Below are 25,010 nucleotides of genomic sequence, written 5' to 3'. Positions count from 1 at the left end.
CATGATATTTCCCGATTCGCATTGCAATCGAGGGACCATGACAAACCTCCGCCGCACCACCTTGCTCGCCACGGCTTTCCTGGCCTTCACATCTCTCGCCATGGCCGAGCCCAAGCCCGGCATCGCCATGCTTGGTGACCCCGCACTGCCGCCCGACTTCAAGAGCTTGCCTTACGCCAACCCCGATGCTCCCCAAGGCGGTGAGTTGCGCCAGGCCGTCACCGGTTCCTTTGACAGCGTGAACCCGTTCATCGTGAAGGGTCAACCCGTTACAGGAACGCGAACCTATGTGTTCGAGAGCATGTTGGGCCGGAACTGGAACGAGCCCTTCTCGCTCTACGGCCTCGTGGCAGAGACCATAGACGTATCGGACGACCGCCAGACCTTCACCTTCAAGATCAGGCCGGAGGCCAAGTTCTCAGACGGTACGCCCGTCACCGCGGCGGATGTCGTGTTCTCGATGGAGACGCTGCGCGACAAGGGACGGCCCAACTTCAAGAACTCTTACTCAAAGATCACCAAGGTCGAAACACCGGACGATCACACCGTCACCTTTCATCAGGAGTCTGGTGACCGTGAACTGCCGATGATCGTCGGCCTAATGCCGATCGTCCCCAAGGCGCAATGGCAGGATAAGGACTTCGCGCAAACGACGCTCGGCCCCATGGTGGGATCCGGCCCCTATGTGATGGACAAAATCAAGGCGGGCGAGACAATCACCTTCAAGAAGAACCCGAGCTACTGGGGCAAAGACCTTCCGATCGGCAAGGGCCTGTGGAACTTTGATACGGTGCGCTTCGACTACTACCGAGATGCCAACGCCGCCTTCGAGGCCTTCAAGTCCGGCCTTGCGGACGTGCGGATCGAGACCGACCCAGGCCGCTGGAATACCGGATATGACTTTCCCGCCGTGAAGGATGGCAAGATCACGCTGGAGAAGGTGGAACAAAGAACACCCGCCCCGGCCTCGGGCTTCATCTTCAACACCCGCCGCCCGATTTTCGAAGACCCCCGTGTGCGCGAGGCTCTGGTCATGGCCTTCGATTTCGAATGGGCCAACACAAACCTCTTCAACAATGCCTATCGCCGCACTTACGGCTACTACGCCGGCTCCGAACTCTCGTCCGAAGGAAAGCCTGTGGACGATGCCGAGAAAGCTGTATTGGGCGATGCGCTGGCAAAACTGCGCCCGGACTTCGTCGATGGGAGCTACAAGCTTCCGGTCAGCGACGGATCGGGGCGGGACCGCAAGCTGCTGCGAAAGGCCGTTGGACTCCTCGCCGAGGCGGGATGGACGATGGGTGACAAGGGCTTGGTCAACGCCAAGGGCGAACCCTTCACCTTCACCATCCTCGTCAAGGACCGCGACCAGGAAAAGATTGCCCTGCATTACCAGCGCACGCTGCAGGCCATTGGCATCACTGTGAACGTCCGCATCATCGATGCGGCACAGTTCACGTCGCTTCAAAACACCTATGACTATGACATGATCCCGGGAACCTGGTTCAACTCGCTGTCACCTGGCAACGAACAGGTTCTCTATTATGGATCCGATGGCCGCACGGTGCAGGGCACGCGCAACTATCCCGGGGTCGCGGACCCCGCAGTTGACCACGCCATCCAGTCCATGCTCGACGCCAAGACGCGCGAGGAATTCGTGGCTGCCGTTCATGCCGAGGACCGACTGCTCGTCTCTGGCTTCTATATGGTGCCGTTCTTCGATGCCGGCGGCCAGTGGGTGGCAAGATGGAACACCACAGGTCGCCCCGAGACTCAACCGCTGCCCGGCTTCGAGGCGACGACGCTCTGGCATAACAAATGACCTTTGCCGGCGCCCGACCGCCGGTGCGCCTGAACCTTGCGCGCTACTGCCTATCCGGAAAGCCCGCTGAGAAGACGGCCTTGATCGTCGCGGGAGCGGCGACGCAACGCTGGTCCTATGCGGGGCTGGAAGACGTCGTGCTGCGACTGGCCGAAGGCCTGCGTCGCGAGGGCCTTGAACCCGGCGCCCGGCTGTTCATCCGGATGGGTAATTCCCTCGATTACGCTCTGATGTTCTTTGCGGCAAACGCCATTGGTGCGGTGCCAATCGCCGCATCGCCGATGCTCACGCCGCGCGAGGTGGCAGCCCTCATCACCTTCAGTGGTGCACGCCTGATGGCGTGGGACGGCCTGCTGACCCTGCCCGAGATGGAGGGCGTCTCCATTCTGACGCCGGAAACCATAGGTCGCCTAAAAGGGACCCCCGCCGGAAGCTACGCTGATACGGGCGCCGACGATCCCGGCTACATGATCTTCACCTCCGGCACATCCGGAACGCCCAAGGGCGTGCTCCATGCGCAGCGCGCCATTTGGGGCGGCGGCCAATGTATGAGGGATGGTACGGCATCGGCGCCTCGGACGTCGTGCTCCACACCGGCGCCTTCAACTGGACCTATACGCTGGGCACGGGCCTGTTCGATCCCTTTGCCAATGGCTGCACCTCGGTTGTCTACGCGGGCGAGAAAGATGACCACATTTGGGAACGTCTCATTGCCGAACACGGTGTGACAATCATGGCGTCCGTTCCGGGCATCTACCGCCACCTGCTCCGCACCGGATTCCGCCCGTCCTCCACGCTTCGCCATGGCCTGACGGCGGGCGAGCCCCTGGCGCGGCCCCTCCTCGAGGTCTGGCGGGAACAGACGGGGCGCGAACTCTACGAGGCTCTCGGGATGAGCGAAATCTCGACCTACATTTCCTCCGCGCCCTCCGTACCGGTTCGGCCCGGATCACCGGGCAAGCCTCAGAAGGGGCGTTCGGTGCGGATATTGGAGAATGGCGAGATCGCCGTTCACCGCTCCGATCCGGGGCTTTTCCTTGGATACTGGGGAGAGGACCGGTTTAATAGCGAGTGGTTCGCCACGGGTGACACTGCTGATATCGACGCTGATGGCTATGTCTGGTGCCATGGCCGCATCGACGACATGATGAATGCCGGTGGCTTCCGCGTCTCGCCGCTGGAGGTGGAAAAAGTGCTGCTGCTTCACCCGGACATTGCCGAGGCCGGCGTGCGCGAATGGCGCGTTTCCGAGACGGCCTCGATCATCGCCGCATTCGTTGTCCCACGGGTCGGTGCCAGCGTTAACGAAGACGCGGTTCTGGCCTTTATCAAGGACAGGCTGGCCGCCTATAAGTGTCCAAAGCAGATCTGGTTCGTGCCCGCGCTCCCGCGAACCCCAAACGGCAAGCTCAATCGGAAAGCGCTGGAGAGACCCTGAGCCATGGCTGAACGGTTCACCATCGACGTCGTCTCGGACGCCATCTGCCCTTGGTGCTTCCTCGGCAAGCGCCGCCTCGACGCTGCTCTCGGGGCACTCGACATGGATGTGTTCATCCGATGGCGACCCTACATGCTGGATCCCACCATTCCGCCGGAGGGCCTTGATCGCAATGAATACATGCTCAACAAATTTGGCCCGGAGCGCATCAAGACCATTCACGATCCCCTCATCGACGCCGGCAGGGGACTCGACGTTCCCTATCACTTCGACCTTATCACCCGCACCCCCAACACCCTGGATGCCCACCGCCTGATCCGCTGGGCACACACGGTCGAGCGCCAGAACGAAATGGTCGAGCGCCTGTTCATGGCCTATTGGAGCGAGGGCAGGGATATCGGCAACCGTGACGTGCTTGCGCAGTGCGCCGGTGAAGCCGGCATCAACGCGCAGCAGATCAGAGAACTGCTCGACACAGATCAGGACGTCGCCGAGACGAAGGCAGAAATCGAACACGCGACAAACATTGGCGTGACGGGTGTACCGACTTACATCCTCGCCCAGAGCTATGCGCTAGTCGGGGCTCAGTCGCCGGAGGTTTTGATCGACGCGATCAACCGTGTGGCCAGGGTAGTGGGCGACGCCTGACGCCCACTACGCTGCGAGTTTCACCAGGGTCTGCATCAGTTGCCGGGTGCCCTTGAGGCGTTCTTCCGGCGTTTCCCAGTCTCGCATGACCACGAGTTTCATGTCGGGCCGCAGCTTGGCCTTGTTGCCCTGCCCGGTGATCCACTGAACCAGTGCTCCTGGGTTCGCGAAGGCATCGCCTCGGAACCCGATGACGGCACCCTTGGGCCCGGCATCCACGCTCTGCACGTTGGCGGTGCGGCACAGAAGCTTGATTGACACCACAGCAAGCAGGTGATTGACCTCCTCGGGAACAGGACCAAAGCGGTCCCGCAATTCGGCGCCGAAACCATCGACGGCTTGCTGGTCGTGGAGATCGGCGAGGCGGCGGTAGAGGCCGAGACGAACCTGCAGGTCCTCGACATAGGTCTCCGGGATCAGCACAGAGGTGCCGATATTGATCTGGGGTGACCACTGGCTGTCACCCTCGAGCGTGTCCTCGCCGGTGCGGAGCTTGACCACGGCCTCTTCGATCATCTGCTGGTAGAGCTCGTAGCCCACTTCCTTGATGTGACCAGATTGTTCGTCACCCAAAAGGTTGCCAGCGCCACGCAGGTCAAGGTCATGACTCGCCAGCGTGAAGCCCGCACCCAGTGAATCGAGCGACTGCAGAACTTTCAGACGCTTGTCAGCCGTCTGCGTAAGCGTCTTGTTGGCCGGTGTCGTGAAGATCGCATAGGCGCGCTGCTTGGAACGCCCAACCCGGCCGCGCAACTGGTAAAGCTGCGCGAGGCCAAACATGTCAGCGCGATGGATGATCAACGTGTTGGCAGTCGAAATGTCGAGACCGGATTCCACGATCGTAGTGGAGAGCAGAACGTCGAACTTCCGGTCATAGAAGCCGGTCATGATGTCTTCGAGCTCGGTTGGCGGCATGCGGCCATGTGCCATGCGGAACTTCACCTCCGGCACCGTTTCCCGCAGGAAAGCTGCAATCTCGTCGAGGTCGGTGACGCGCGGCACCACGTAGAAGCTCTGCCCGCCCCGGAAATGCTCGCGCAAAAGGCTTTCACGGATGATCACGGGGTCGAAGGGGGTGATGTAGGTGCGGACCGCCAAGCGGTCGAGCGGTGGCGTGGTGATGAGGGAGAGTTCACGCACGCCGGAGAGTGCCAGCTGCAAGGTGCGCGGGATCGGCGTGGCGGTCAGCGTCAGGACGTGAACGTTTGTGCGCATTTCCTTCAGGCGCTCCTTGTGTTTCACGCCGAAATGCTGCTCCTCATCGATGATCATCAGGCCGAGATCACGGAACTTGATCGACTCCGCCAACAGGGCGTGCGTACCAACCACGATGTCGACGTCCCCGGAGGCGATGCCAGCCTTCACCGCGTCGAGCTCCTTCTTCGGAACCATGCGAGAAGCCTGGGCGATGTTCACAGGCAATCCTTTGAAGCGCGCCTGGAAAGTGGCGAAGTGCTGACGCGCGAGCAGCGTGGTGGGCACAACCACGGCCACCTGCTTGCCATTCATCGCCGCGACAAAGGCGGAACGCAGGGCGACCTCTGTCTTGCCGAAGCCCACATCGCCGCAGACAAGCCGGTCCATGGGGCGGCCCTTCTGGAAATCCTCGATGACAGCATCAATCGCCGTGAGCTGGTCCTCCGTCTCCTCATAGGGGAAGCGAGCAGCGAATTCCTCGTATGCCCCTTCCGGCGGCGGCAGCACATCACCGGGCTTCAACTCGCGCGCCGCAGCGGTGCGGATGAGCCCCTCCGCGATCTTGAGAATGCGCTCCTTGAGCTTGGCCTTCTTGGCTTGCCAGGCGCCTCCGCCCAGCCTGTCCAACTGTGCACCCTGCTCGTCCGAGCCGTAGCGAGACAGGAGTTCGATATTCTCGACGGGCAGGAACAACCGGTCACCACCGGCATAGGACAGGAACAGGCAGTCGTGCGGCGCGCCCTGCACCTCGATGGTTTTCAGGCCCTCAAAGCGTCCGATCCCGTGGTCAACATGCACAACGAGGTCACCCGGCGCCAGCGCCGAGAGCTCGCTGATGAAATCAGAAGCCTTCTTGTTGCGTCGCCCGCGACGCACCATGCGGTCGCCAAGGATGTCCTGCTCGGAGATAATCGCAAAATCGTTGATCTCGAAACCCTCTTCAAGCCCAAGAACGATGAGGCCTGCGATGGCCTTGTCCCACGAGACGAACTCCGGCCAGTCCTTGGCGGCTGCCAGCGGCGCGACCTCATGGTCCTTGAGGATCGTCTCCATCCGCTCGCGCGAGCCTTCGGTCCACGAGGCGATGGCAACGCGACGCCCGCCACGGCGAATATCGTCGGCATGGGCCTTCACCGCCTCGTAGACGTTGCCGCCTGCCTGTGCGCGCTCGGCGGCGAAGCTGCGGCCCCTGCGACCTCCAAATGAAATGGCATTGGGGCTCTCGAAGGGCGAGAAGGCGAGCACCGTGTAGTTGGTCTGTGCCTCGGACCACTGCGCCTCGGTGAGGTAGAGCGTCGTGGGCTTCACCGGCTTGTAGGGCGCAGCACCGTAGGTTTCCTTCTTGTCGAGGGCCTCCCGACGGGCGTTGTAGAACTCGGCGACCTGCTCCTGTCGGGCCGTGGCTGCCTCATCCGCCGAATGGTCCAGCGTGACGATGGGGTCATCGAGATAGTCAAACAGCGTCGAGAGCTCGTCATGGAACAGCGGCAACCAGTGCTCCATGCCCTGGTATTTTCGTCCAGCGGTGACGCTCTCGTAGAGCGGATCGTTGATATCGATGCCACCAAAGGCACCGGCATAGTTGACGCGGAACTTGCCGATCGACGTCTCGTTCAGCAGCACCTCGTTGGCGGGATTGAGGGTGAAGCGCTTCAACGTCGAGGTGGTACGCTGCGACTCTGGGTCAAAGCTTCTGATCGACTCCAGCGTATCGCCGAAGAAATCGAGGCGCACGGGTGCTTCAGAACCCGGCGGGAAGATATCAACGATTCCGCCACGCACCGCGAAGTCACCGGGGTCCACCACCGTGCCTGTGCGCGAGAAGCCGTTTTCCGCAAGGAAGGAGATAAGCTGGTCGGAGTTGACCCGATTGCCGGGAGCCGCCGAGAAGCTCTGCCCCTCGATCAGCGAGCGTGGTACCACCCGCTGCAGGATGGCGGGCACTGTGGTGAGCAGCACTGTGGGCTTGGTGATCGGTTCCAGCAGTCGTGCAAGCGTGGCGAGGCGACGGGCCACAATATCAGCCACTGGCGACACGCGGTCATAGGGCAGGCAATCCCAGGCGGGGAAGCGCAGCACCTCGAGCTTCGGCGCGAAATAGGCGAGTTGGTCCGCCAGTACGGCAGCGCGCTGGTCATCCACCGCCACGTGGCCCACAACGCGCTTGCCCGCTGCCTTGGCAATCTCGGGAAGCAGCATGGCGTCGAGCCCCTGCGGCACGCCCGATACGGCGGTCCGGCCGGGCTGGGAAAGCCGTGACAACAGCTTCGAAAGATCGATCATGGCGTGTAGGCGAGGATGCGGGCCAACAGCGGTGAGGCATGCTGCGGCGGCACCTCTTCCTGCTTCGTTGCCCAGGCCAGCATCTCCTGGTCGGGAATATCCATGATCCGCTCTAGGTCGATGATCTCAACCTCCGAAAATGCGTCCAGGTTCCGGGCCACGAATCCGCCGAGGATCAGGTCCATTTCCTTGATGCCACGGTGGGTGGCACGCCACAGGAGGCGCTTGCGGCGGATTTCGGTCTCTGGCTGGAGGATCATCACCCCGGTCTCATGCCCCAAGCGCACTTGCGCCGCAACCGGTTCCCGGTGAAATAGACCCATGCGCCCACCGCTCCTCAATCCGCTGTTCGCCGGTGCCGCCGGCCTCAAGGGCATCGGCGCCAAGCTGGACAAGTTGCTGGCATCCTTCCTGCGGCCGGCGCACGGCAACCCGGGGGAAACCACCCGTATCGTTGACCTGCTGTTCCACCTCCCATCCGGCATCGTGGACCGTCGCTACCGCCCCAGGATCAACAGCCTGCCGCGCGACGGCGTGGTGACCGTGGAGGCGACCATCATGCGCCACCGCCCGCCGCCCCCCGGCAACAAGCGGGTGCCCTACCGGGTGGATGTCTCGGATGGCACGGGCCCGCTGACCCTGGTGTTTTTCCACGCCTACGCGGACTCGATCCGCCGGGCCTTGCCCGAGGGCGAGACGCGTTTCATCTCCGGCAAGATCGACTGGTTCAATGACGAGCCGCAGATGGCGCATCCGGACCATGTCGTCTCGGCGGATGAATTCGATCGCATGACGCTGATAGAGCCGGTTTACCCACTGACCGAGGGGTTGTCGCCCAAGGTACTGACCAAGGCCATCGCACAGGCGCTGGAAAAACTGCCCGAGCTTGCCGAGTGGCAGGATCTGCCCTTCCTGCAGCGCCATGGCTGGCCCTCCTTCGCCAATGCTCTCCGCACGCTGCATCATCCGGAGGCACCCTCCTCAATCGGCCTCGAGAGCCCCGCTCGGCGAAGGTTGGCCTATGACGAACTTCTGGCCAACCAGCTGGCACTGTCGCTTGTCCGCGTCAACATGAAGCGGGCGCAGGGGCGCATGCAACCCGGCACAGGAGAGCTGCGGGCAAGGCTCATCAAGGCCCTGCCCTACAGCCTGACCAATGCACAGGTCGAAGCGGTGCAGGACATCCTGCGCGACATGGCCTCAAGCGATCGCATGCTGCGGCTCCTTCAGGGTGACGTGGGCTCCGGCAAGACCGTGGTGGCGTTGCTGGCACTGGCGGCGGCCATCGAAAGCGGCGCACAGGGCGTACTCATGGTGCCCACTGAAATCCTCGCTCGCCAGCACTACGCCACTCTCTCGAAACTCTGCAAGGCTGCGGGCATCTCGGTAACGCTCCTGACAGGCCGCGAGAAGGGCAAGACGCGAGACGAAATCCTGGAACGCATCGCGGCGGGTGAAACATCACTTGTCGTCGGCACCCATGCGCTGTTTCAGGAGCATGTGGTGTTCAAGGATCTGGGGCTGGTGGTCATCGACGAGCAACACCGCTTCGGTGTTCACCAGCGCCTTGCGCTGCAGGCCAAGGCCGGCGGGGCTACCGACCTCCTCGTGATGACGGCAACGCCCATTCCGCGCACCCTGGCACTCACCGTTTATGGCGACATGGACGTGTCGAAGCTCATGGAAAAGCCGGCGGGCCGCTTGCCAATCGATACCCGCGTCATTCCCTTGGCACGCATGGACGACGTGATCAATGGCCTGGAGCGATCCGTGGCACGGGGTAACCGCGCCTACTGGGTCTGCCCGCTGGTCGAAGAGAGCGAGCAGCTGGACCTCGCCGCGGCCGAGGATCGCTTCCTGCAGCTCGCTGCCCGGTTCTCGGGCAAGGTTGGCCTCGTCCATGGCCGCATGAAGGGAGCGGACAAGGACCGGGCGATGCAAGAGTTCAAGGACGGCACGCTATCGCTTCTCGTTTCCACAACCGTCATCGAAGTCGGCGTCGACGTACCCGAAGCTACGGCCATCGTCATCGAGAACGCCGAGCGCTTCGGGCTAGCGCAACTCCACCAGTTGCGCGGTCGCGTGGGGCGCGGCTCGGGCAAGTCCTCCTGCCTGCTACTCTACCAGGACCCTCTCGGGGAAACGGCCAAGGCGCGTCTCTCAATCATGCGCGAGACGGAGGATGGCTTCCGCATCGCCGAGGAAGATCTGCGCTTGCGCGGTGCGGGCGAAATGCTGGGCACGCGCCAATCCGGCCTGCCGCTGTTCCGCATGGCGGACCTCTCCACCGACGGCGACCTGCTGCAGGCGGCGCGGGACGACTCTCAGCTCATCCTGAACAAGGATCCGAAGCTCACCGGGCCACGCGGCGAGGTGCTGCGCGTGCTGCTTTACCTCTTCGAACGGGACGAGGCGATCAGGCTTCTGTCGGCAGGTTGACGGCGGCGGCCGTTTCCTTGTCCGGCGGCAGCGGCTTGTCGGGGAAGACGAGGCCCATGGAGATGACCAGCTTCAAGCCATCCTCGACGCTCATGTCGATGATCTTCACGTCTTCCACGTCAACAAAGAACACATAGCCCGACGTCGGGTTGGGCGTCGTGGACATGTAGACCGCATACATGGCGCGGCCCGGATCGAGCCCGATCTGCCCGCCATCCACCTCGCGCGAGATGAAGGCGATGGACCAGGTGCCACGTCGCGGCCACTCGACCAGGCAGACATAACGAAAGGATGCCCCCTTCTGCGAGAACAGCGTCTCGAAGATCTGCTTCGAGCCCTTGTAGATCGATCTCACCACCGGCGTGGAATTGAGGATCTTGTCCCAGATGGCGATCATCGTGCGACCGGCGAGATTCGCAGCCATGAAGCCAATGAGCGTGATTGCGAGCAACGCAAAGATCAATCCAAATCCCGGCACCTTGATCGGCAGATACGTGTCCGGGTTGTAGGACGCCGGCAGGAACGGCTTGATCCAGGAGTCGAACAGCGTGACGAACCAGTAGGTGGCCCAAATCGTAATGGCGATGGGCGCGGTAATCACCAATCCGGTGAAGAAATAGGCGCGGAGCTTGCTGAAAACGGAGCTGTGCGCCTTGATTTCGACGTCAGCCATCTTCACTTCAGGGCGGGGATCAATGGGATCAGGCATGGGCCTTATAGACATGAATCGGACCGGGATCACAAGCCCGGCGGGCGGTACAGTGTGAAGGCCCTGAAGCGGCCCGTGCTGCTCGGAACCGGTTGGCTATGCGTGGCGCTCGGAATCGTGGGGATCATCCTGCCGCTGTTTCCGACGACCCCCTTCCTGCTGGTCGCCGTATGGGCCTTCTCGCGGTCCTCGCCCGAAATGGCTGAGAAGATCCGCTCCCACCGCCACGCCGGCAAATATGTCCGCGACTGGGAAGACCAAGGCGTCATCCCGACGGGCGCCAAGGTCATCACCGTGGTGATGATGACGGCGATGTTTGGCTATCTCCATTTCGGCGCCGATGCTCCAGCCTGGATGGAAATCGGCACAGCACTCATCATGGCGGGGGTGGCCGCCTTCGTGCTGTCGCGCCCGGGCCGGCGATCTACCTGATCACTGGTCCGTTTACCAAGGTCCTAGATACCGTCTTGCGGTTGGTATGCCGGAAGGCGCCTTTCCGCTATGACAAACAGAAGCAGCCCATTGGAGGACAGTTCAATGAAAGCGATTTTCCTGGCGGCTGCGCTCGCTGCAGCAACAGCTTCCCTTCCTGCATCCGCCGCCACTGTACGTGACTGGAGCTGGCTGAATGGAACGACCTGGTATGTGCCGACCAATGGCCTTCCGGCCTATGCCTACACGCCATCGCAAAACCAGTTGACTGCACTCCAGGACCAAACCGTCTATAACATCACCGGCTATCGCAACGGCTATTTCTGGGGGCGCACGGCCACGAAACTCGGTGACGCCGCCGTCACCTGCAAGTCACTCGTCGGTTCCGTCACGCCTGAGGGCCAGATCTACCTGACCTTCACAGACTTTCCCTACACGGAGGGTGTGATGCCCACGGTCGGTATCGGCGGCATGGTGCGCAAGGGCAACCAGTGGACAATGGCCAACCAGATGTCGACAGGCTCATCATCCCTGCAGATCGGCCATTGGGCCTACATGCTGCAGACACGCCCCGGCTCCGCCTCGTGGTATTCGCTGCCAGGGGTGAACATGTCAGTCCCGGACTTTATGGCGCCGTGCGTGAATGCGGCGCCGAGCACAGCCGGTTAGTCGCCCGCAGCCCGAACCTTTTCGGCTGGATATCTCTCTTCCCACACGCGGGCGCGTGCTTCGGCTTCGATGCGCTCGTCCTCGCCGACGCTTGCTTCGATCTGCCGGGCGCGCGCGAAGATCTCGGGGTCTTCCTCGGGGCGCGCGGATTCACGGGCGAGGATATACCACATGACCGCACGGGTGCGGTCGGCGTTGACGATCTGGCCGGACCAGTAGAGGTCGCCGAGATAGGCTTCGGCTGGGGCATATCGCTTGCGGGCGGCGGCCATAAGCCATTTCAGGCCCTGGCTCGGATTCTTCTTCACGCCCTCGCCCTTGATGCTCATCACCCCCAACGCATATTGCGCGGCGGGGTGACCATATGTCGTGGCAATCTTCAGATAGCTCTGTGCGGCTGCCCTCGGGTCCGGCTTGATGCCCGCATTGACGGCGCCGTTGCGCTGGTAGTCGGCAAGCCGCACCATGGAATCGACGGTGATCTTGAGACGGTTCGCATCCGTCTCCTCCGGATCATAATGCTCCGCGACGCGCGTGTAGTAGCTGTAGGCCATCGCATCGTCGCGGGCCACGCCAACACCCTGGCTGTACATGTGCGCGAGGTACCAGTCGGCCACGATGTTGCCGTCGTCCGACGCCTTGCGGAACAGCTTCAGGGCACGGTCATAGTCGCCGCTCTTGTAGGCGCGCTTCGCCTTCTTCAGGTCGTCCGTCCAGAACGGGATTGAGAATTCGGGAAGGCGAATGTCGGGCGCGGCGGGAAGGTAGGAATAGAATTCGGAGAGCGGGCCCTTCTCGTCATCGTCAGCAGCGGCGGCGGGAGAGAGCATGAGGCCGATGGCACAGGCGGCAATGGCGACAAGGCGGAAGGCGAACCGCACCACACCCTTCCCGCACAGAGCAACCAGCCACATCACGATGTCCTAGGCCTCCCAGCCAAGCTTCGCGGTTGCGAAGTTTAATGTGTGAACGGGATGACCCATGATCGACGACGCCACTTTCTCTTCAACTTTACGCGGACACGCCGAGGAGCCCGTGAACGCAGAACGCTTCCTCGCACGGCCAATGCCCGCGCGATGGTGATGCGTCGCTCCTGCCCTGAGCCCCTCTCGGCTGCCCAGCGGAATCTCTTCCCCTGAGCAACGCGCACGCTAGGATCCAATTTGGGCGGATAAAAGGTTGAGATTCTGGCGGAATTGGACAGCGATCACAAATCGGACCGCTGTTGCATCCGCGCCACAGGGGACGACTTAAACTGCCAGTCCGGCGAGCATTCCTTCATATACGGCCTCTTCCGCAGTGCGCGGGCTGAGCGCATCGCCCGCAAGCTCATACGGGATGCCGAGTTCCTCCAGCACCTGCACCAGCCCGTCATCCTGAATGTTGGGGGTGTTGAGCACGATCGTGTCGACATCCTCCATCACCACCGCCTCTCGCGACGGCGTGTGGATGAAATAGGCCGTCCGCCCATCGCCGCCATAGAGCCTCAGCCATGGGTGGACCTCGACACCCAACTTATGAAGCCGCGCCACCTGCTCGAAGCGGACATAGGTCTGAATCGAGGCGGAGGCGCAGTGATGGTTGATGGCCAGGCGGACGTTGGCCCCCTCCGCTGCCAGCTTCTCGGCGATGCCGGAGCCGCCCCAGTCGCCCATCCAGTCATAGACCACCACCTTCTGGCCGGTTGTGGCACGACCGGCCAGAATGTCCGCCACATGTACGATCTGCGCTGCCTCGCCCTCGAATGGCGGCGCATGCGGCCTGGAGCCGGTGGCCAGGATGACCACGTCCGGTCTTTCGGCCACCAGCATCTCACGCGTCATCTCGCTTCGGCGGTGGATGATGGCGCCATGGCGCTCGGCCTCGGCGGTCAGGTTTGTGGCGATACCGCCGAACTCCGCCCGCCTTGGCAGGAGCTGGGCGAGCCGCGTCTGGCCGCCCGTCTGGGCTTCGCGCTCATGCAGGTGCACCTCGTGCCCCCGCTCGGCCGCCACCGCGGCGGCTTTCAACCCGGCCGGACCGCCTCCCACCACGATGATTTTCTTGCGAACTGCCGCAAGCGGCTTCTCGGCATATTCCAGTTCGCGCCCTGTTTCCGGGTGCTGGATGCAGGAAATGGAAAGGCCCAGCTGGAAATGACCGATGCAGGCCTGGTTGCAGCCAATGCAGGCGCGGATATCATCGGTCTTACCCGCCTTCGCCTTGTTGGCCATCTCCGGGTCGGCGATCATGGCGCGGGTCATGCCGCACATGTCGGCCGAGCCCGTCGCCAGCACCTGCTCGGCTATCTGGGGCTGGTTGATACGGCCCGCGACGAACACCGCCTTGCCCGTCGCCTGCTTCACTTTTTGCGCGAAAGGCGCAACATAAGCTGTTGAATTTGCCATGGAAGGTACAATGTGCGTGGCCCCCGAAGCCGTCGCTGAGGTACCGGCGATCACATTCAGGTAATCGAGATCCGGAGCGAGCGCGCGGGCGACTGCGACCGAGTCGTCCTCCACCATGCCGTCTTCGTCGTGCTCGTCGCCGGACATGCGCATGCCGACGATGAACTCGCCCGGCACCTGAGACCGGATAGAGGCAATCGTCTCACGGGTGAAGCGCATGCGGTTTTCGAAAGAGCCGCCATACTGGTCCTCGCGGCGGTTGACCCTGGGGTTCATGAACTGGGCCGGCAGGTAGCCGTGGCTTGCGACGATCTCAACGCCATCCGCCCCCGCCTCTGCCATGCGGCGGGCGGCCTGGGCGAAGCCATCGACGATCTCGCCGATCATCGACTGGGACATCTCCCGGGGCACGACCTTGAAGCGTTCAGACGGTGAATGCGATGGCGCGAAGGCCGGCTGGATGACGCCGAACGGCCGCCCGAGAAGCTCGCGGCCGGGGTGAAACAACTGGATGAAGACCTTGGTGCCTTCCTTGTGGATGGCATCCACCAACCGGGTGAACGGTTTGATGCAATCGTCCGAGGTGCCCATCAACAAAGCCTCGGTGTATCGCGATGTCTCGTGCACACCCACCACCTGGATCACGATCAGGCCTGCCCCACCCCTTGCCCGGGCGCGCTGATAGGCGATCAGTGAATCCGACGGAAGTCCGCCTTGGGGCAGGTAGGTGTCATGACCCGTCGAGAAGATGCGATTGCGGATCTCGGTGGATTTCAGGGTGAAGGGTGAGAAGAGAAGGGGAAAGCGCATGGCGGCAGTCTAGCCATAGCAATGTGCCACCGTCGACCCTCAGATGGAGCGTTCCTCATATGCGATGAACCACTCGAGCATTTCGGTCCACATGGCTTCAACCAGCGCCGGGTCCACATTGTGGGCACGCGCCAGAACCCGGATATGGTCAATCACCTGGCGCAGGCGGGCATCGTCTCGGGCGGGGAGCCCGACACGCTTCTTGACCACGACCGCCTTCTCCACCCAGCGCTGGCGCTCCGCGAGGGTCTTGATGAGGGTCTCGTCGATCCGGTCGATTTCCTTGCGGATCTCGCTCATGGTCAGGTGTGTGGACTTGCTCATTCGCAGCGTCTTGCTCCCAACCGACGGTTCCGTCAATCGGCGGCGCGCCGGGGTTCAGGCACCACCACCCAGGGCCGCCGTCCCTGGTCGCCGCGGGCCGTGCTCACCACTGGCGCGGGTCCGGACAGCGAGACCGCATGAGCCCCAGAGCGCCACAGGTCGAAGCGGTCGATGCGCAACGGTACGTTGCGGCAAGCCCCCCGCAGCGGGAAATCGGCAATCAGGATATCGGCGCTCCTGCAGTCCAGCGGCTTGCCCTCCCCGCCCGTAACATAGACCACCGCCCTGCCCTGCACTTCGGCTGTGCAGCGACCATTAGCGCAATGCCAGCCCGGGCGTCTGGCAGCTTCACCCAGGGTCGCTTCCTCGCCATTGGCCTGAAGCCACTTCTCGACTGCGAAGCGGGCACGGCGGGCCTGAGCGGGCACCAGGTGGCCGGCCCCATCACGTAACGCGACGTTCTGGCCTGTGGCTTCGATCAACAGGTCCGCAGGCGGCGGCGCAGCAAGGATCAAGAGGCCACCTGCCGCAATGACGCCGAGGCCCGCAAGCCGTAATGGCCCAGCCAGCAGGCAGAGGACCAGCATGCCGGAAACGACCAACACCATCGCCAGCGGCGGCGGGCGTGCGATGACCTCGTTCGCCCCGGGCAATCCGGCCACGCCGTTGGAAATCATGATCACCAGTTCAAGCCCCTTGCCCATCACGATCAGCGGCAACTGCTCCAGCCCAAATGGCATCAGCAGCGCCGCCAGCAATGCGAACGGCATCACAAGAACACCGACAACAGGAATGGCGAGGCCATTGGCCACCACGCCATAAGGCGAAATGCGTCCGAAGTGAAAGGCCGCCGGAACCGAGGATGAAAATCCGGCGATCAGCGACGTGACGAGGCTCGCGATGAAGGCCGTGATGCCCCATGCAGCAAGCCGGATGGCCCAGTGCCGGTGCGGCGGCTCCGGCCTGCCACGTTCAGCCTTGTAGCGTGCCCAGAACTCATAGAAGGCGACGAGACCCAGAACCGCCAGGAAAGACATCTGGAAACCCGCCTCGACGGCGGCCTCAGGATCGAGCACGAGGATCACCACGGCGGCCAGCGCAAGGTTGCGAGCGGAGAGTGCCGGACGGTCGACAATGACGGCGAAGAACACGATGGCCACCATGATGAAGGAGCGGGCCGTGGCCACGCCGCCCTCCGCCAGCAGCATGTAGAAGAGCCCCATCAGCAGCGCGGCACATGCGGCCCACTTGCGGATGGGAAAGCGCAGGGCGAGGCCCGGCACCAATGCCAGCGCCGCACGCGCCGCCCAGAACACCCCACCCGCCACCAGCCACATGTGCAGGCCCGAGATCGAGAGGATGTGAAAGAGTCCCGATATCAAAAGGCTTCTGTTGATCTCCGGCGGAATGCTGCTGCGCTCACCGGTGATCAACGCTTCGGCGAAAGAGGCATAGGGCTCGGCAAGCGACGCATGAATGCGCGCACCCATCGTGGCGCGGAGCGAGGCAAGCCAGGTTTCGAGCGGCGCTGACAGTGTTGGACCGTCAAGCAAGGTGATGGCTTCGGACGTCACCCGACCGGTGCCGCCGATGCCATCCAGCCACAGGCTACGCCCATAGTCGAAGGCACCCGGCGCCACCGGCGACGGCAGCGGTGAAAGCCGGGCCTTGAAGGTGACGCGCGCGCCGGTTGGCGTGACGCCTGCCTTGTCAGGTAGCGACAGACGGAGACGCTTGGGTAACCGCGCCTGATCGACGCCCTCGATCTGCTCCGGTTCGAAGATCATCACCAGTCGCTTACGCGAATTGTGATCAACGGAAATGACGCGCCCGGTGACATTCACTTCGCCGGTTGTCGCGGCCAGCAACGGAGACGATACCTGCCACGCCTGCAAGCCCGCCAGAGCAAAGCCCCACAGGATAACGCCAGCCAGCAGCATGAGCTGCGCCGAACGGCCCAACCACATCGACAGAGTGCCGCCGGCGGCGATTGTCAGCAGGACGAGGATGCCAGGTTCGGCGGGAAGCGCGAAATATGTGCCGATTCCAGAGGCCAGTGCCGGGGCGCACCACAGGAAGCTGCGGCCCTGCTGGGCCTCCACAGCCTGCCGCAAAGCCCTTGCGAGCCACGCCGCGCGGGGAGCTTCGCTCCCTTCCGCGTGGTCCAGCATGGCGATGGACATGGCACTCCCCTTACGGGCCGCGCGGCAGTGTGCTAAGCGGCGGCTCGCACAACGCAATCACCTTCCCCTACGTCAGTCAATACGGAGAACGGCGTCCATGTCATCGCCAGTCGTCACGCGCTTCGCCCCCTCGCCCACCGGCTACCTGCATATCGGCGGTGGACGCACGGCGCTGTTCAACTGGGCCTATGCCAAGCACACCGGCGGAAAAATGCTGCTGCGCATTGAGGATACCGACCGCGAACGCTCAACGGCCGATGCCATTGACGCGATTATCGAGGGCCTCACCTGGCTCGGGCTCGACTGGGCGGGAGAGCCCGTGTCGCAGTTCGGCCGCGCCGACCGGCACCGGCAGGTGGCGGAGGAGCTGCTGGCGCAGGGCAAGGCCTATCGCTGCTATTGCACCCCGCAGGACCTCGAGGAAATGCGGGCGAAGGCAGAGGCCGAGAAGCGGCCGATCCGCTATGACGGTACGTGGCGCGACCGCGACCCCTCGGAGGCCCCGGCGGGCGTGAAGCCGGCCATCCGCTTCAAGGCCCCGCAGGAGGGCGAGACCGTGATCGAGGATGCGGTCCAGGGCAGAGTCGTCATTCCGAACAAGGACTTGGACGATCTGATCATCCTGCGTTCGGATGGCAATCCGACCTACAATCTGTCGGTGGTGGTGGACGACCATGACATGGGCGTCACCCACATCATCCGCGGCGTGGACCACCTGACCAACGCCGCCCGGCAGTCGCAGATCTACATGGCGATGGGCTGGCGGGTGCCGCACATGTCACACATTCCGCTGATCCACGGACCGGACGGTGCAAAGCTTTCCAAGCGGCATGGGGCTCTCGGCGTCGAAGCCTATCGCGCCATGGGCTATCTCCCTGAAGCGATGAGGAATTACCTCGCCCGCCTGAGCTGGAGCCATGGTGACGAGGAGATCTTTTCGACAGAGCAGATGGTGGAGTGGTTCGACCTCGACGCCATCGGCAAGTCGGCGGCGCGGTTCGACTTTGCCAAGCTGGAGAACCTGAACGGCCATTACATCCGCCACATGGCGGATGATAAGCTGTTGATGGCATTCGTTGATTTCCTTCCGCATGCCGAGGGCGGCAAAGCGATGAAGGACAAGATCGACGATGCCATGATGGCCAAGCTGCTGCGTGCACTTCCTGGATTAAAGGAGCGCGCTAAGACACTGGTAGAATTGAAGAATGGCGCGCAGTTTCTGTTCGCTGAGCGGCCCCTGCCGATGGACGACAAGGCGCAGCAGATCATCCGCGACGGCGGCAAACCGGTGCTGGCCGGCGTCATTCCCGTGCTTGAGCAGGTTACGAACTGGCAGGCGCAGGACATTGAAAGTGCTGTGAAATTGCATGCCGAAGCACAGGGCCTGAAGCTCGGCAAGGTGGCGCAGCCACTGCGCGCCGCGCTGACCGGCACCTCGACGTCGCCCGGCATCTTTGACGTGCTCGCGGTGCTGGGTCGTGACGAGTCGCTGGCACGGTTGCGCGACCAGTCGCACTCCTGACGTAACTTGACGGGCGCAGAATGGTTGCTGCCGGACGCGAAATCGTTGCGTTCCGGTCGCCGAATGTTGTCATTTCGTTGCACGCCGGATGCCAACATGTCAGCTACGGTTGGTGCATGATGAGCATGGCAGCTTCCACCTGTCTGCCAGGCGGATCGACCAAAGCATCAGGTCAGTGTCGTTGACCTTTCTGTGGTGCGGTGCAATAGTTCGTAACGAGAAAAAGACAGAGATGGGAGCCCACAATGGCTGACGATCCGAAGAAGGCAGTGCTCGAACTCGCTGGAAACAAGGTCGAGATGCCGGTGAAATCCGGCACCATCGGGCCCGACGTGGTGGACATCACCAAGCTCTATGCCCAGACCGGGGCCTTCACCTTTGACCCCGGCTTCACCTCGACCGCCGCGTGCGAATCCAAGATCACTTACATCGACGGCGACGAAGGCGTGCTGCTGTATCGCGGCTACCCGATCGAGCAGCTGGCCGAGCACGGCGACTTCCTGGAAACCTGCTACCTGCTCTATTATGGGGAACTCCCCACCCCCTCGCAGCGCAAGGAATTCGACAAGAACATCACCTACCACACCATGGTGCACGAGCAGATGACCCGGTTCTACCAGGGCTTCCGCCGCGACGCGCACCCGATGGCGGTGATGGTGGCGGTGGTCGGCGCCATGTCGGCCTTCTACCACGACTCGACCGACATCAACGACCCGCGCCAGCGCGAGATCGCCTCGCACCGGATGATCGCCAAGCTGCCGACGATCGCGGCGATGGCCTACAAGTATCACATCGGCCAGCCCTTCGTTTACCCGCAGAACAGCCTCTCCTATGCGGCAAACTTCTTGCGCATGTGCTTTGCCGTGCCGTGCGAGGAATATGTGGTGAACCCGATCCTGGCGCGCGCCATGGACCGCATCTTCATCCTGCACGCCGACCATGAGCAGAACGCCTCGACCTCGACGGTGCGGCTTGCCGGCTCCTCGGGCGCCAACCCTTTCGCCTGCATCGCGGCGGGCATCGCCTGCCTGTGGGGCCCGGCGCATGGTGGCGCCAATGAGGCGGCGCTGCAGATGTTGACGGAAATCGGCGACCCGGCCAAGGTTCCGGACTTCATCGCCAAGGTGAAGGACAAGACGTCCCACATCCGCCTCATGGGCTTCGGCCACCGCGTGTACAAGAACTATGACCCGCGCGCCAAGATCATGCAGAAGACGGCGCACGAGGTGCTGACCGAACTCGGCATCAAGGACGACCCGCTGCTGGAAGTGGCGCGCGTGCTTGAGCAGGCCGCCCTTTCGGACCCCTACTTCATCGAGCGCAAGCTCTACCCGAACGTCGACTTCTATTCCGGCATCATCCTGCGGGCACTTGGCTTCCCCACATCGATGTTCACCGTGCTGTTCGCACTCGCCCGCACCGTGGGCTGGATCTCGCAGTGGAAGGAAATGATCGAGGACCCGGGCCAGAAGATCGGCCGCCCGCGGCAGCTCTACACCGGCTCGCCGAAGCGCGATTACGTGCCGCCGACGATGCGCGGCAAGTAACGCTTCGCGTTCCAAGACTTCAGAATGCCCGGCCGAGAGGCCGGGCATTTTTGTTTGGCAGGGCGCCGCAATGGCCAGAGTTCAGTCTGGAGAGAGGCGTATTCCTGTTCTCCAACACCTTGCCCGGACTTGATCCGCGCATCCCTTTTGCCGGCGCGCAAAAAGACCCCCGGGTCAGGCCCGGGGGAGGTGAGTTTTCGAGAATTTTATCATGACAAAAAGCTGGCTTCCGGTTTTCGCCGGGATGACGGCAATGATTGGGGGGCTTGTTCAGCAGAGGACGCCCACAAGACCTGATTTTTCACGGTCTGGCCCGGCAAAGCAGCCAGTTGTATACTGATCGCGAGATTGAAACCTGTTTCAAGGAGTTCGCCATGAAAACCTCGCGCGTTCTGATCGCTGCAATTTCACTGCTTGCGAGCACATGCGCCGCACAGGCGGCAGATGTGGCTTTGCCGCCCTTCTATCAGGGGCTTGCAGCCATCTCAGCCGAGCAGCCGCTGGGCACGGTGGTGGCGAAGGAAGCGGTGGCCACGCAGATCCCGGGGGCACAAGCCTGGCGCATCGCCTATGTCTCATCCGACGCAATGGAGCGGAAGACTCTGTCCTCCGCGCTGGTGATCGCTCCGACGGCTGCCATGCCAGCTAGCGGGCGGCCCATCGTCACCTGGGCGCATGGCACCACCGGGATCGCTCAGAACTGCGGCCCCTCGCAGGTCTTCGACCCGGCGCAGGACCTGAACGAGTACAACCTGATCGGCGGCACCTCGTGGACGGACTTCGGCATTCCCGCGGCAACCCAGTTCATCCAGGACGGCTATGTTCTGATCGGCACCGACTACCAGGGACTCGGCGCCGGCGGCATCCACCAGTACGCCAACGCCGCCACCAATGCCCGCGACCTCATTAACGCGGCACGCGCCGTGGGCAGCATGGGCCTGTCGGGCAGCAACAGGAAGGTGGTCGCCAACGGCTGGTCGCAGGGCGGCGGCGCGGTGATCGCCGCTGCGAGCCTGAAGGACTACATCGCAGCCAAGGGCACGGCCTTTGATGGCGTCGATTTCGTGGGCTTCGTGGCGCTTGCCCCCCAGGACATCGAGGTGCTGATACCCGCCGGAGCGGACAGCGACGAGGCCGCCGCCGAAACAATGATTGCCGGACTGGCGCAGACCTTCTCTGACAACGTCTTCAACTTCGCGCATTACGTCATGGCCATGTGGGCGATGCCGGCGGCCTACCCTGAACTCCAGCTCACCGACCTCTTCACCGAGGATGGCGCCAAGACCCTCACCGAAATCTTCAGCAAGAAATGCATGCATGCCGGCGCCGACACGCTGAGCTTCAACTTCGGCGACACATACAAGACCATGGCGAAACCGCAGGCCAGCAACGCCCAGGCCTGGGTGAAGCGGTTGGGCGACGCGAGTGTCAGCAAGGAACCACCCATCGCGCCCGTGGTGATTTACTTTGGCAACAAGGACGTGACCAACCCACCGGTCATGGGCCAACTCTACCAGGCGCAGAAATGCGCCATCGGCGGCAACGTTGCGCGCGTACAGCTGCCGGGCGACCAGAACCATTTCACCACACCGCCGGTATCGCAGCCTCTTTACGTGCCATGGATCGCGGATCGCTTCGCGGGGAAGCCTGCGGAGAACGGCTGCCCCAAACCGTGAGAGATTTGCCCTCCACCCGGTGCCCCGACAGGACGATGCCTGCAGCACATCTGCAACCGATCTCCGTGCTCATCCAAGAGCAGGGATCGGAGACCAAGCCGCTGCCTGATGTTCTGAGATGCGCCGGCGCATGAGAGGAATTTGACAATGCCTCCCCCTCCCACAAGCCAGAAGACATTCATCCTCGGTCTTGGCGCGCAGAAGGCCGGCACAAGCTGGCTCTATGACTATCTCGCGGCATCAGGACTGGTGGCGACGCAGATCATCAAGGAATACCACATCTGGGATGCCCTTCATGTTCAGGGTGTGGATGGCCTGATTGTGCGCCAGGAAGACAGCGAACTCGATTTCGAGAACCGGGTTCGGTATTTCATGCAGCAGTCACCCGAGAACTACTTCACCTATTTTGCCTACATGCTGAACAAGCAGGCGAAGAGCATTACCTGCGACATCACCCCCCTTTATTCCGCACTGGATCGCCGCGTGCTAGACCAAATCCAGCGGGGCTTCGCCCAGCGCAGCATCCTCACCAAGGCGGTATTTCTGATGCGTGATCCAGTCGAGAGGTGCTGGAGTGCCGCTCGCATGGATAGTCGGAACAAGCTCGGGCATACGCGGGTGGATGAGGACGAAGTCATCGCCCGTGCGCTCTCGGGCATGTCGGAACTGCGCACACGTTATGATGTGACGGTTCAGGAAGCCGAGGCCGTCTTCCAGCCAGGCCACATTCACTTCGGCATTTACGAAGACATGTTTGACCCGGAACCCCTCGGCAAGCTTTCGGAATTCTGTCGTGTTCCGTTCCGACCCTCCCATACGCAGAAGAAGCTCAATGTGAGCGAAATAGCCTCCCCGCTGAGTGACGCTGTCTACGAGAAGATCGCTCGCCACTATCGTCAAATCTATCGCTTCGCGGAACGGCGTTTTCCGCAGACGACCACGCTCTGGCGAGGGTTCAAATATCTTTGAACCACCGTGCCCGGGTCGCCCAGTGCAGCACCTGTGCGCATTGCCATTGACGCAGACCTGCGAGCGACAGCCAGTCATCCCTCTCTGGCATGCGATCACACTGGGGCGCGTTGACAAAGGCGCAGCTGGTGTCCCGGCAGATCACCTCTCGGCGCTCGTTATGAAGCTGGTCGCGCGCCTGATGGAGGCGTCCATGTGGGCTCTTGCGGCGAGGGCGATCCATTCCTGCGCGGTGTGCGAAGCCTCGGCATGGTGCCCCATCTTTCGCCGGACGCGGGACTGATCCTCGAGGATATCAACCTGCTGGGCCGTGAACCGGTCCACGTCGCACCGCATGCGGCCCAGAGCCTCGCCAAGCCAGCGCATTGCATCGTGCAAATTGCCCTCCGCCTCGTAGGTGCTTGCAATGGCGCGACCGGTCGCGCCCTCCCAGCAGGGATCCTTCAACTCGCAACTCATGGCGAAGGCTTCATCAAGATCAGGCCGCAGCGACGCCGGATCGCTTCCGAGCGCCAGCAGCGCCTCGGCCCGCAACGCGATGCACCAGGGACGGAACGACACCCAGCGCAGCTCGTCCACCACGCGCCGACACTCTTCAAGCCACGCGAGCGCCTCATCGGGAGACTGTGCTGCAAGGAGCCCGCGCGCGCCGATGCCTAGGCACCAACGCCGGCGATTTCCAGCCGACCGTGCAAGGTCGATGGCACTCCGAAATGCAGAGATACCCTCCTCCAGCCTGCCCCAGTCGACGAGGTTGAAGCCAACGACACTCTGGATGCCGGCTCTCCTCTCGGGGCTCTCTGCCAGCGCGATGGCCTCCGTCAGATAGGCGGCGGAAGATGGACGGCGGCCGGCCATGGCCTCGACATAGCCAAGCTCGCGCAGCGCGCCCGCGGCAATCTCAGGCAGGTTTGTGTCAGTGGCAAGCTGGGCAGACTGGCGCAGCAGGATGGCGCCCTCCTCGTCATAGCCACGCACGGCGTGGACGAGGGCCGTGCCGAGTTCCAGCAGAACCTCAGCCTCGAGGCTTGCCTCGTTCAGCTCCGACGCTTCGCTCGCCGCACGTCGCAACGTTTCGATTCCGGCATCGGCTGCGCCTGCACCGAGTGCCGCTTTTCCGGCTTCCAGCAACGAGCGGGTATGCGCCCGTGGAGAAACGCCCGCAGCAGGCGCCACCACCGAGCGGCGGGCGGCGCTGCGCAGCGCGGGCGATGGCAACACGCCAAGCTCCGACTGGAAACTGCGCTCCGTTGCCTCGACATGGGCGAGTGCTGCATCGAAGCGACCCGCGGCCACGAGGCTCTTCACCAGAAGGACATGCATTGCCTCATCGTACTCGCTGCGGCGAACACCGCGCTCCGCAAGACCCGCGGCGAGCACAATATCACCCCTGGCCAGCGCACTCAGGCAATCACGCCGCAACTGCTCCTCATGAAGCACTGCAAGGCGCTGCCGCTCCACCAGCAACCACGTGGAAAAGGAGAGGCCGGCGCGGATGTCGACCCCCTCCAACAGCTCACCGCAATCGCTCCAGTCGCAACGGCCATTCTCGAGGTCCCGAACGTCAATACAAAAATGGCCGGGAAGATCGGCGAGGATCGGGTCCCCCCTCAGCACGGTTGGCGCGTCCAACGCCCTTCGCAAGGCCGCAAGGCACCAGCGCAGAGTGCCGAGCGGGTCTGCCGTTTCGGCGAAGAGTTCGCCAGCGAGATGGCGCCGGTCAAGCGGCCTTCCCGCAAGCAGGACCCGGGCCAGCACCGCCCAGGCCTGGTGCCCGCGCAACTCGCAGACCTGCCCCGTTCCATCAAGGATCGCAGGCGTGCCCAGAAGCCTTATCCGCCGTGATTTCTCCACCGCCCCGATCCATGTTCCCGAGAAGAAGGCTGGCATTCGACCGTTGGACGAAACGTGTAACGCACGTGAGCATCGTCGTACACCGCTCCCACGCGCGCACC

19 protein-coding genes are annotated in these 25,010 nt (G+C 62.9%); 11 read left to right on the top strand and 8 right to left on the bottom strand.

Translation table 11 applies throughout. From position 1 onward, the window contains the following. Nucleotides 1–37 precede the first annotated feature (37 nt). The 4 genes from WCJ41_RS07910 to WCJ41_RS07895 are packed head-to-tail and all read left to right on the top strand — an operon-like array spanning nucleotide 38 to nucleotide 3,908. Entirely contained in the window at nucleotides 38–1,822 is a 1,785-nt protein-coding gene (locus tag WCJ41_RS07910; RefSeq protein WP_336905303.1) for an extracellular solute-binding protein, read from the top strand. Continuing rightward, on the top strand, nucleotides 1,819–2,550 hold the full coding sequence (locus WCJ41_RS07905; protein ID WP_336905302.1) for a class I adenylate-forming enzyme family protein: 732 nt from the start codon (nucleotides 1,819–1,821) through the stop codon (nucleotides 2,548–2,550). Before WCJ41_RS07910 ends, WCJ41_RS07905 begins: the two co-directional genes overlap by 4 nt. Further along, nucleotides 2,442–3,260 (top strand): fatty acid--CoA ligase family protein, encoded by an 819-nt coding sequence (locus tag WCJ41_RS07900; RefSeq protein WP_336905312.1) that lies wholly within the window; start codon nucleotides 2,442–2,444, stop codon nucleotides 3,258–3,260. The genes WCJ41_RS07905 and WCJ41_RS07900 overlap by 109 nt, the downstream gene beginning before the upstream one ends. Before the next feature lie 3 nt (nucleotides 3,261–3,263). Next, on the top strand, nucleotides 3,264–3,908 hold the full coding sequence (locus WCJ41_RS07895; RefSeq protein ID WP_336905301.1) for a DsbA family oxidoreductase: 645 nt from the start codon (nucleotides 3,264–3,266) through the stop codon (nucleotides 3,906–3,908). A gap of 6 nt (nucleotides 3,909–3,914) precedes the next feature. Here WCJ41_RS07895 and mfd read toward each other — a convergent pair whose 3' ends face one another. After that, nucleotides 3,915–7,388: a transcription-repair coupling factor gene (gene mfd / locus WCJ41_RS07890; RefSeq protein ID WP_336905300.1), complete on the bottom strand. Its 3,474-nt coding sequence runs from the start codon at nucleotides 7,386–7,388 to the stop codon at nucleotides 3,915–3,917. Further along, on the bottom strand, nucleotides 7,385–7,648 hold the full coding sequence (locus WCJ41_RS07885; protein WP_336905299.1) for a succinate dehydrogenase assembly factor 2: 264 nt from the start codon (nucleotides 7,646–7,648) through the stop codon (nucleotides 7,385–7,387). The genes mfd and WCJ41_RS07885 overlap by 4 nt, the downstream gene beginning before the upstream one ends. Nucleotides 7,649–7,709: 61 nt before the next feature. Between WCJ41_RS07885 and recG the strand changes: the two genes are divergently transcribed. Next, entirely contained in the window at nucleotides 7,710–9,827 is a 2,118-nt protein-coding gene (gene recG, locus WCJ41_RS07880) for an ATP-dependent DNA helicase RecG (RefSeq protein WP_336905298.1), read from the top strand. Here recG and WCJ41_RS07875 read toward each other — a convergent pair. Beyond that, nucleotides 9,805–10,500 carry a DUF502 domain-containing protein gene (locus tag WCJ41_RS07875; protein WP_336905297.1) on the bottom strand — a complete coding sequence of 232 codons (696 nt, stop codon included), beginning with the start codon at nucleotides 10,498–10,500 and terminating at the stop codon, nucleotides 9,805–9,807. The two genes, recG and WCJ41_RS07875, sit on opposite strands and share 23 nt — an antisense overlap. Nucleotides 10,501–10,611: 111 nt before the next feature. On the opposite strand from WCJ41_RS07875, the gene WCJ41_RS07870 reads away from it, so the two are divergent. Together WCJ41_RS07870 and WCJ41_RS07865 are read left to right on the top strand one after the other, a co-directional pair. After that, complete coding sequence (locus WCJ41_RS07870; RefSeq protein WP_336905296.1) at nucleotides 10,612–10,968, top strand: YbaN family protein; 357 nt, start codon at nucleotides 10,612–10,614, stop codon at nucleotides 10,966–10,968. Nucleotides 10,969–11,073: 105 nt separating this feature from the next. After that, nucleotides 11,074–11,637, top strand: a complete 564-nt coding sequence (locus WCJ41_RS07865) for a hypothetical protein (protein WP_336905295.1) — start codon at nucleotides 11,074–11,076, stop codon at nucleotides 11,635–11,637. On the opposite strand, the gene WCJ41_RS07860 is transcribed toward WCJ41_RS07865, so the two are convergent. The 4 genes from WCJ41_RS07860 to WCJ41_RS07845 form a co-directional block, all read right to left on the bottom strand. Beyond that, a complete protein-coding gene (locus WCJ41_RS07860; protein WP_336905294.1) occupies nucleotides 11,634–12,551 on the bottom strand; it encodes a tetratricopeptide repeat protein in 918 nt (305 codons plus the stop codon). The genes WCJ41_RS07865 and WCJ41_RS07860 overlap by 4 nt on opposite strands. 336 nt (nucleotides 12,552–12,887) lie before the next feature. Continuing rightward, nucleotides 12,888–14,834, bottom strand: a complete 1,947-nt coding sequence (locus tag WCJ41_RS07855) for an FAD-dependent oxidoreductase (protein ID WP_336905293.1) — start codon at nucleotides 14,832–14,834, stop codon at nucleotides 12,888–12,890. 39 nt (nucleotides 14,835–14,873) lie between these two features. Beyond that, entirely contained in the window at nucleotides 14,874–15,158 is a 285-nt protein-coding gene (locus tag WCJ41_RS07850; RefSeq protein ID WP_336905292.1) for a chorismate mutase, read from the bottom strand. Between the two features lie 32 nt (nucleotides 15,159–15,190). After that, the gene (locus WCJ41_RS07845; protein ID WP_336905291.1) at nucleotides 15,191–17,341 is read right to left on the bottom strand and encodes a ComEC/Rec2 family competence protein; all 2,151 of its coding nucleotides are present in this window, start codon (nucleotides 17,339–17,341) and stop codon (nucleotides 15,191–15,193) included. A 97-nt stretch (nucleotides 17,342–17,438) separates the two neighbouring features. On the opposite strand from WCJ41_RS07845, the gene gltX reads away from it, so the two are divergent. The 4 genes from gltX (at nucleotide 17,439) to WCJ41_RS07825 (ending at nucleotide 23,055) form a co-directional block, all read left to right on the top strand. Beyond that, the gene (gene gltX, locus WCJ41_RS07840; protein ID WP_336905290.1) at nucleotides 17,439–18,863 is read left to right on the top strand and encodes a glutamate--tRNA ligase; all 1,425 of its coding nucleotides are present in this window, start codon (nucleotides 17,439–17,441) and stop codon (nucleotides 18,861–18,863) included. 245 nt (nucleotides 18,864–19,108) lie between these two features. After that, nucleotides 19,109–20,410, top strand: coding sequence for a citrate synthase (gltA, locus tag WCJ41_RS07835; protein ID WP_336905289.1), 1,302 nt, complete (start codon nucleotides 19,109–19,111; stop codon nucleotides 20,408–20,410). A 374-nt stretch (nucleotides 20,411–20,784) separates the two neighbouring features. Continuing rightward, complete coding sequence (locus tag WCJ41_RS07830) at nucleotides 20,785–22,086, top strand: lipase family protein (RefSeq protein WP_336905288.1); 1,302 nt, start codon at nucleotides 20,785–20,787, stop codon at nucleotides 22,084–22,086. Between the two features lie 249 nt (nucleotides 22,087–22,335). Further along, entirely contained in the window at nucleotides 22,336–23,055 is a 720-nt protein-coding gene (locus tag WCJ41_RS07825; protein WP_336905287.1) for a hypothetical protein, read from the top strand. Between the two features lie 141 nt (nucleotides 23,056–23,196). Here the strand turns inward: WCJ41_RS07825 and WCJ41_RS07820 are convergent, their stop codons facing one another. Next, nucleotides 23,197–24,909 carry a BTAD domain-containing putative transcriptional regulator gene (locus WCJ41_RS07820; protein ID WP_336905286.1) on the bottom strand — a complete coding sequence of 571 codons (1,713 nt, stop codon included), beginning with the start codon at nucleotides 24,907–24,909 and terminating at the stop codon, nucleotides 23,197–23,199. Nucleotides 24,910–25,010 lie beyond the last annotated feature (101 nt).

The sequence above is a fragment of the Aestuariivirga sp. genome, assembly GCF_037139295.1.
Lineage (GTDB): Bacteria > Pseudomonadota > Alphaproteobacteria > Rhizobiales > Aestuariivirgaceae > Aestuariivirga.
The sequence above is the reverse complement of the archived record's forward strand: the minus strand, read 5'-3'. Positions and strand labels throughout refer to the sequence as shown.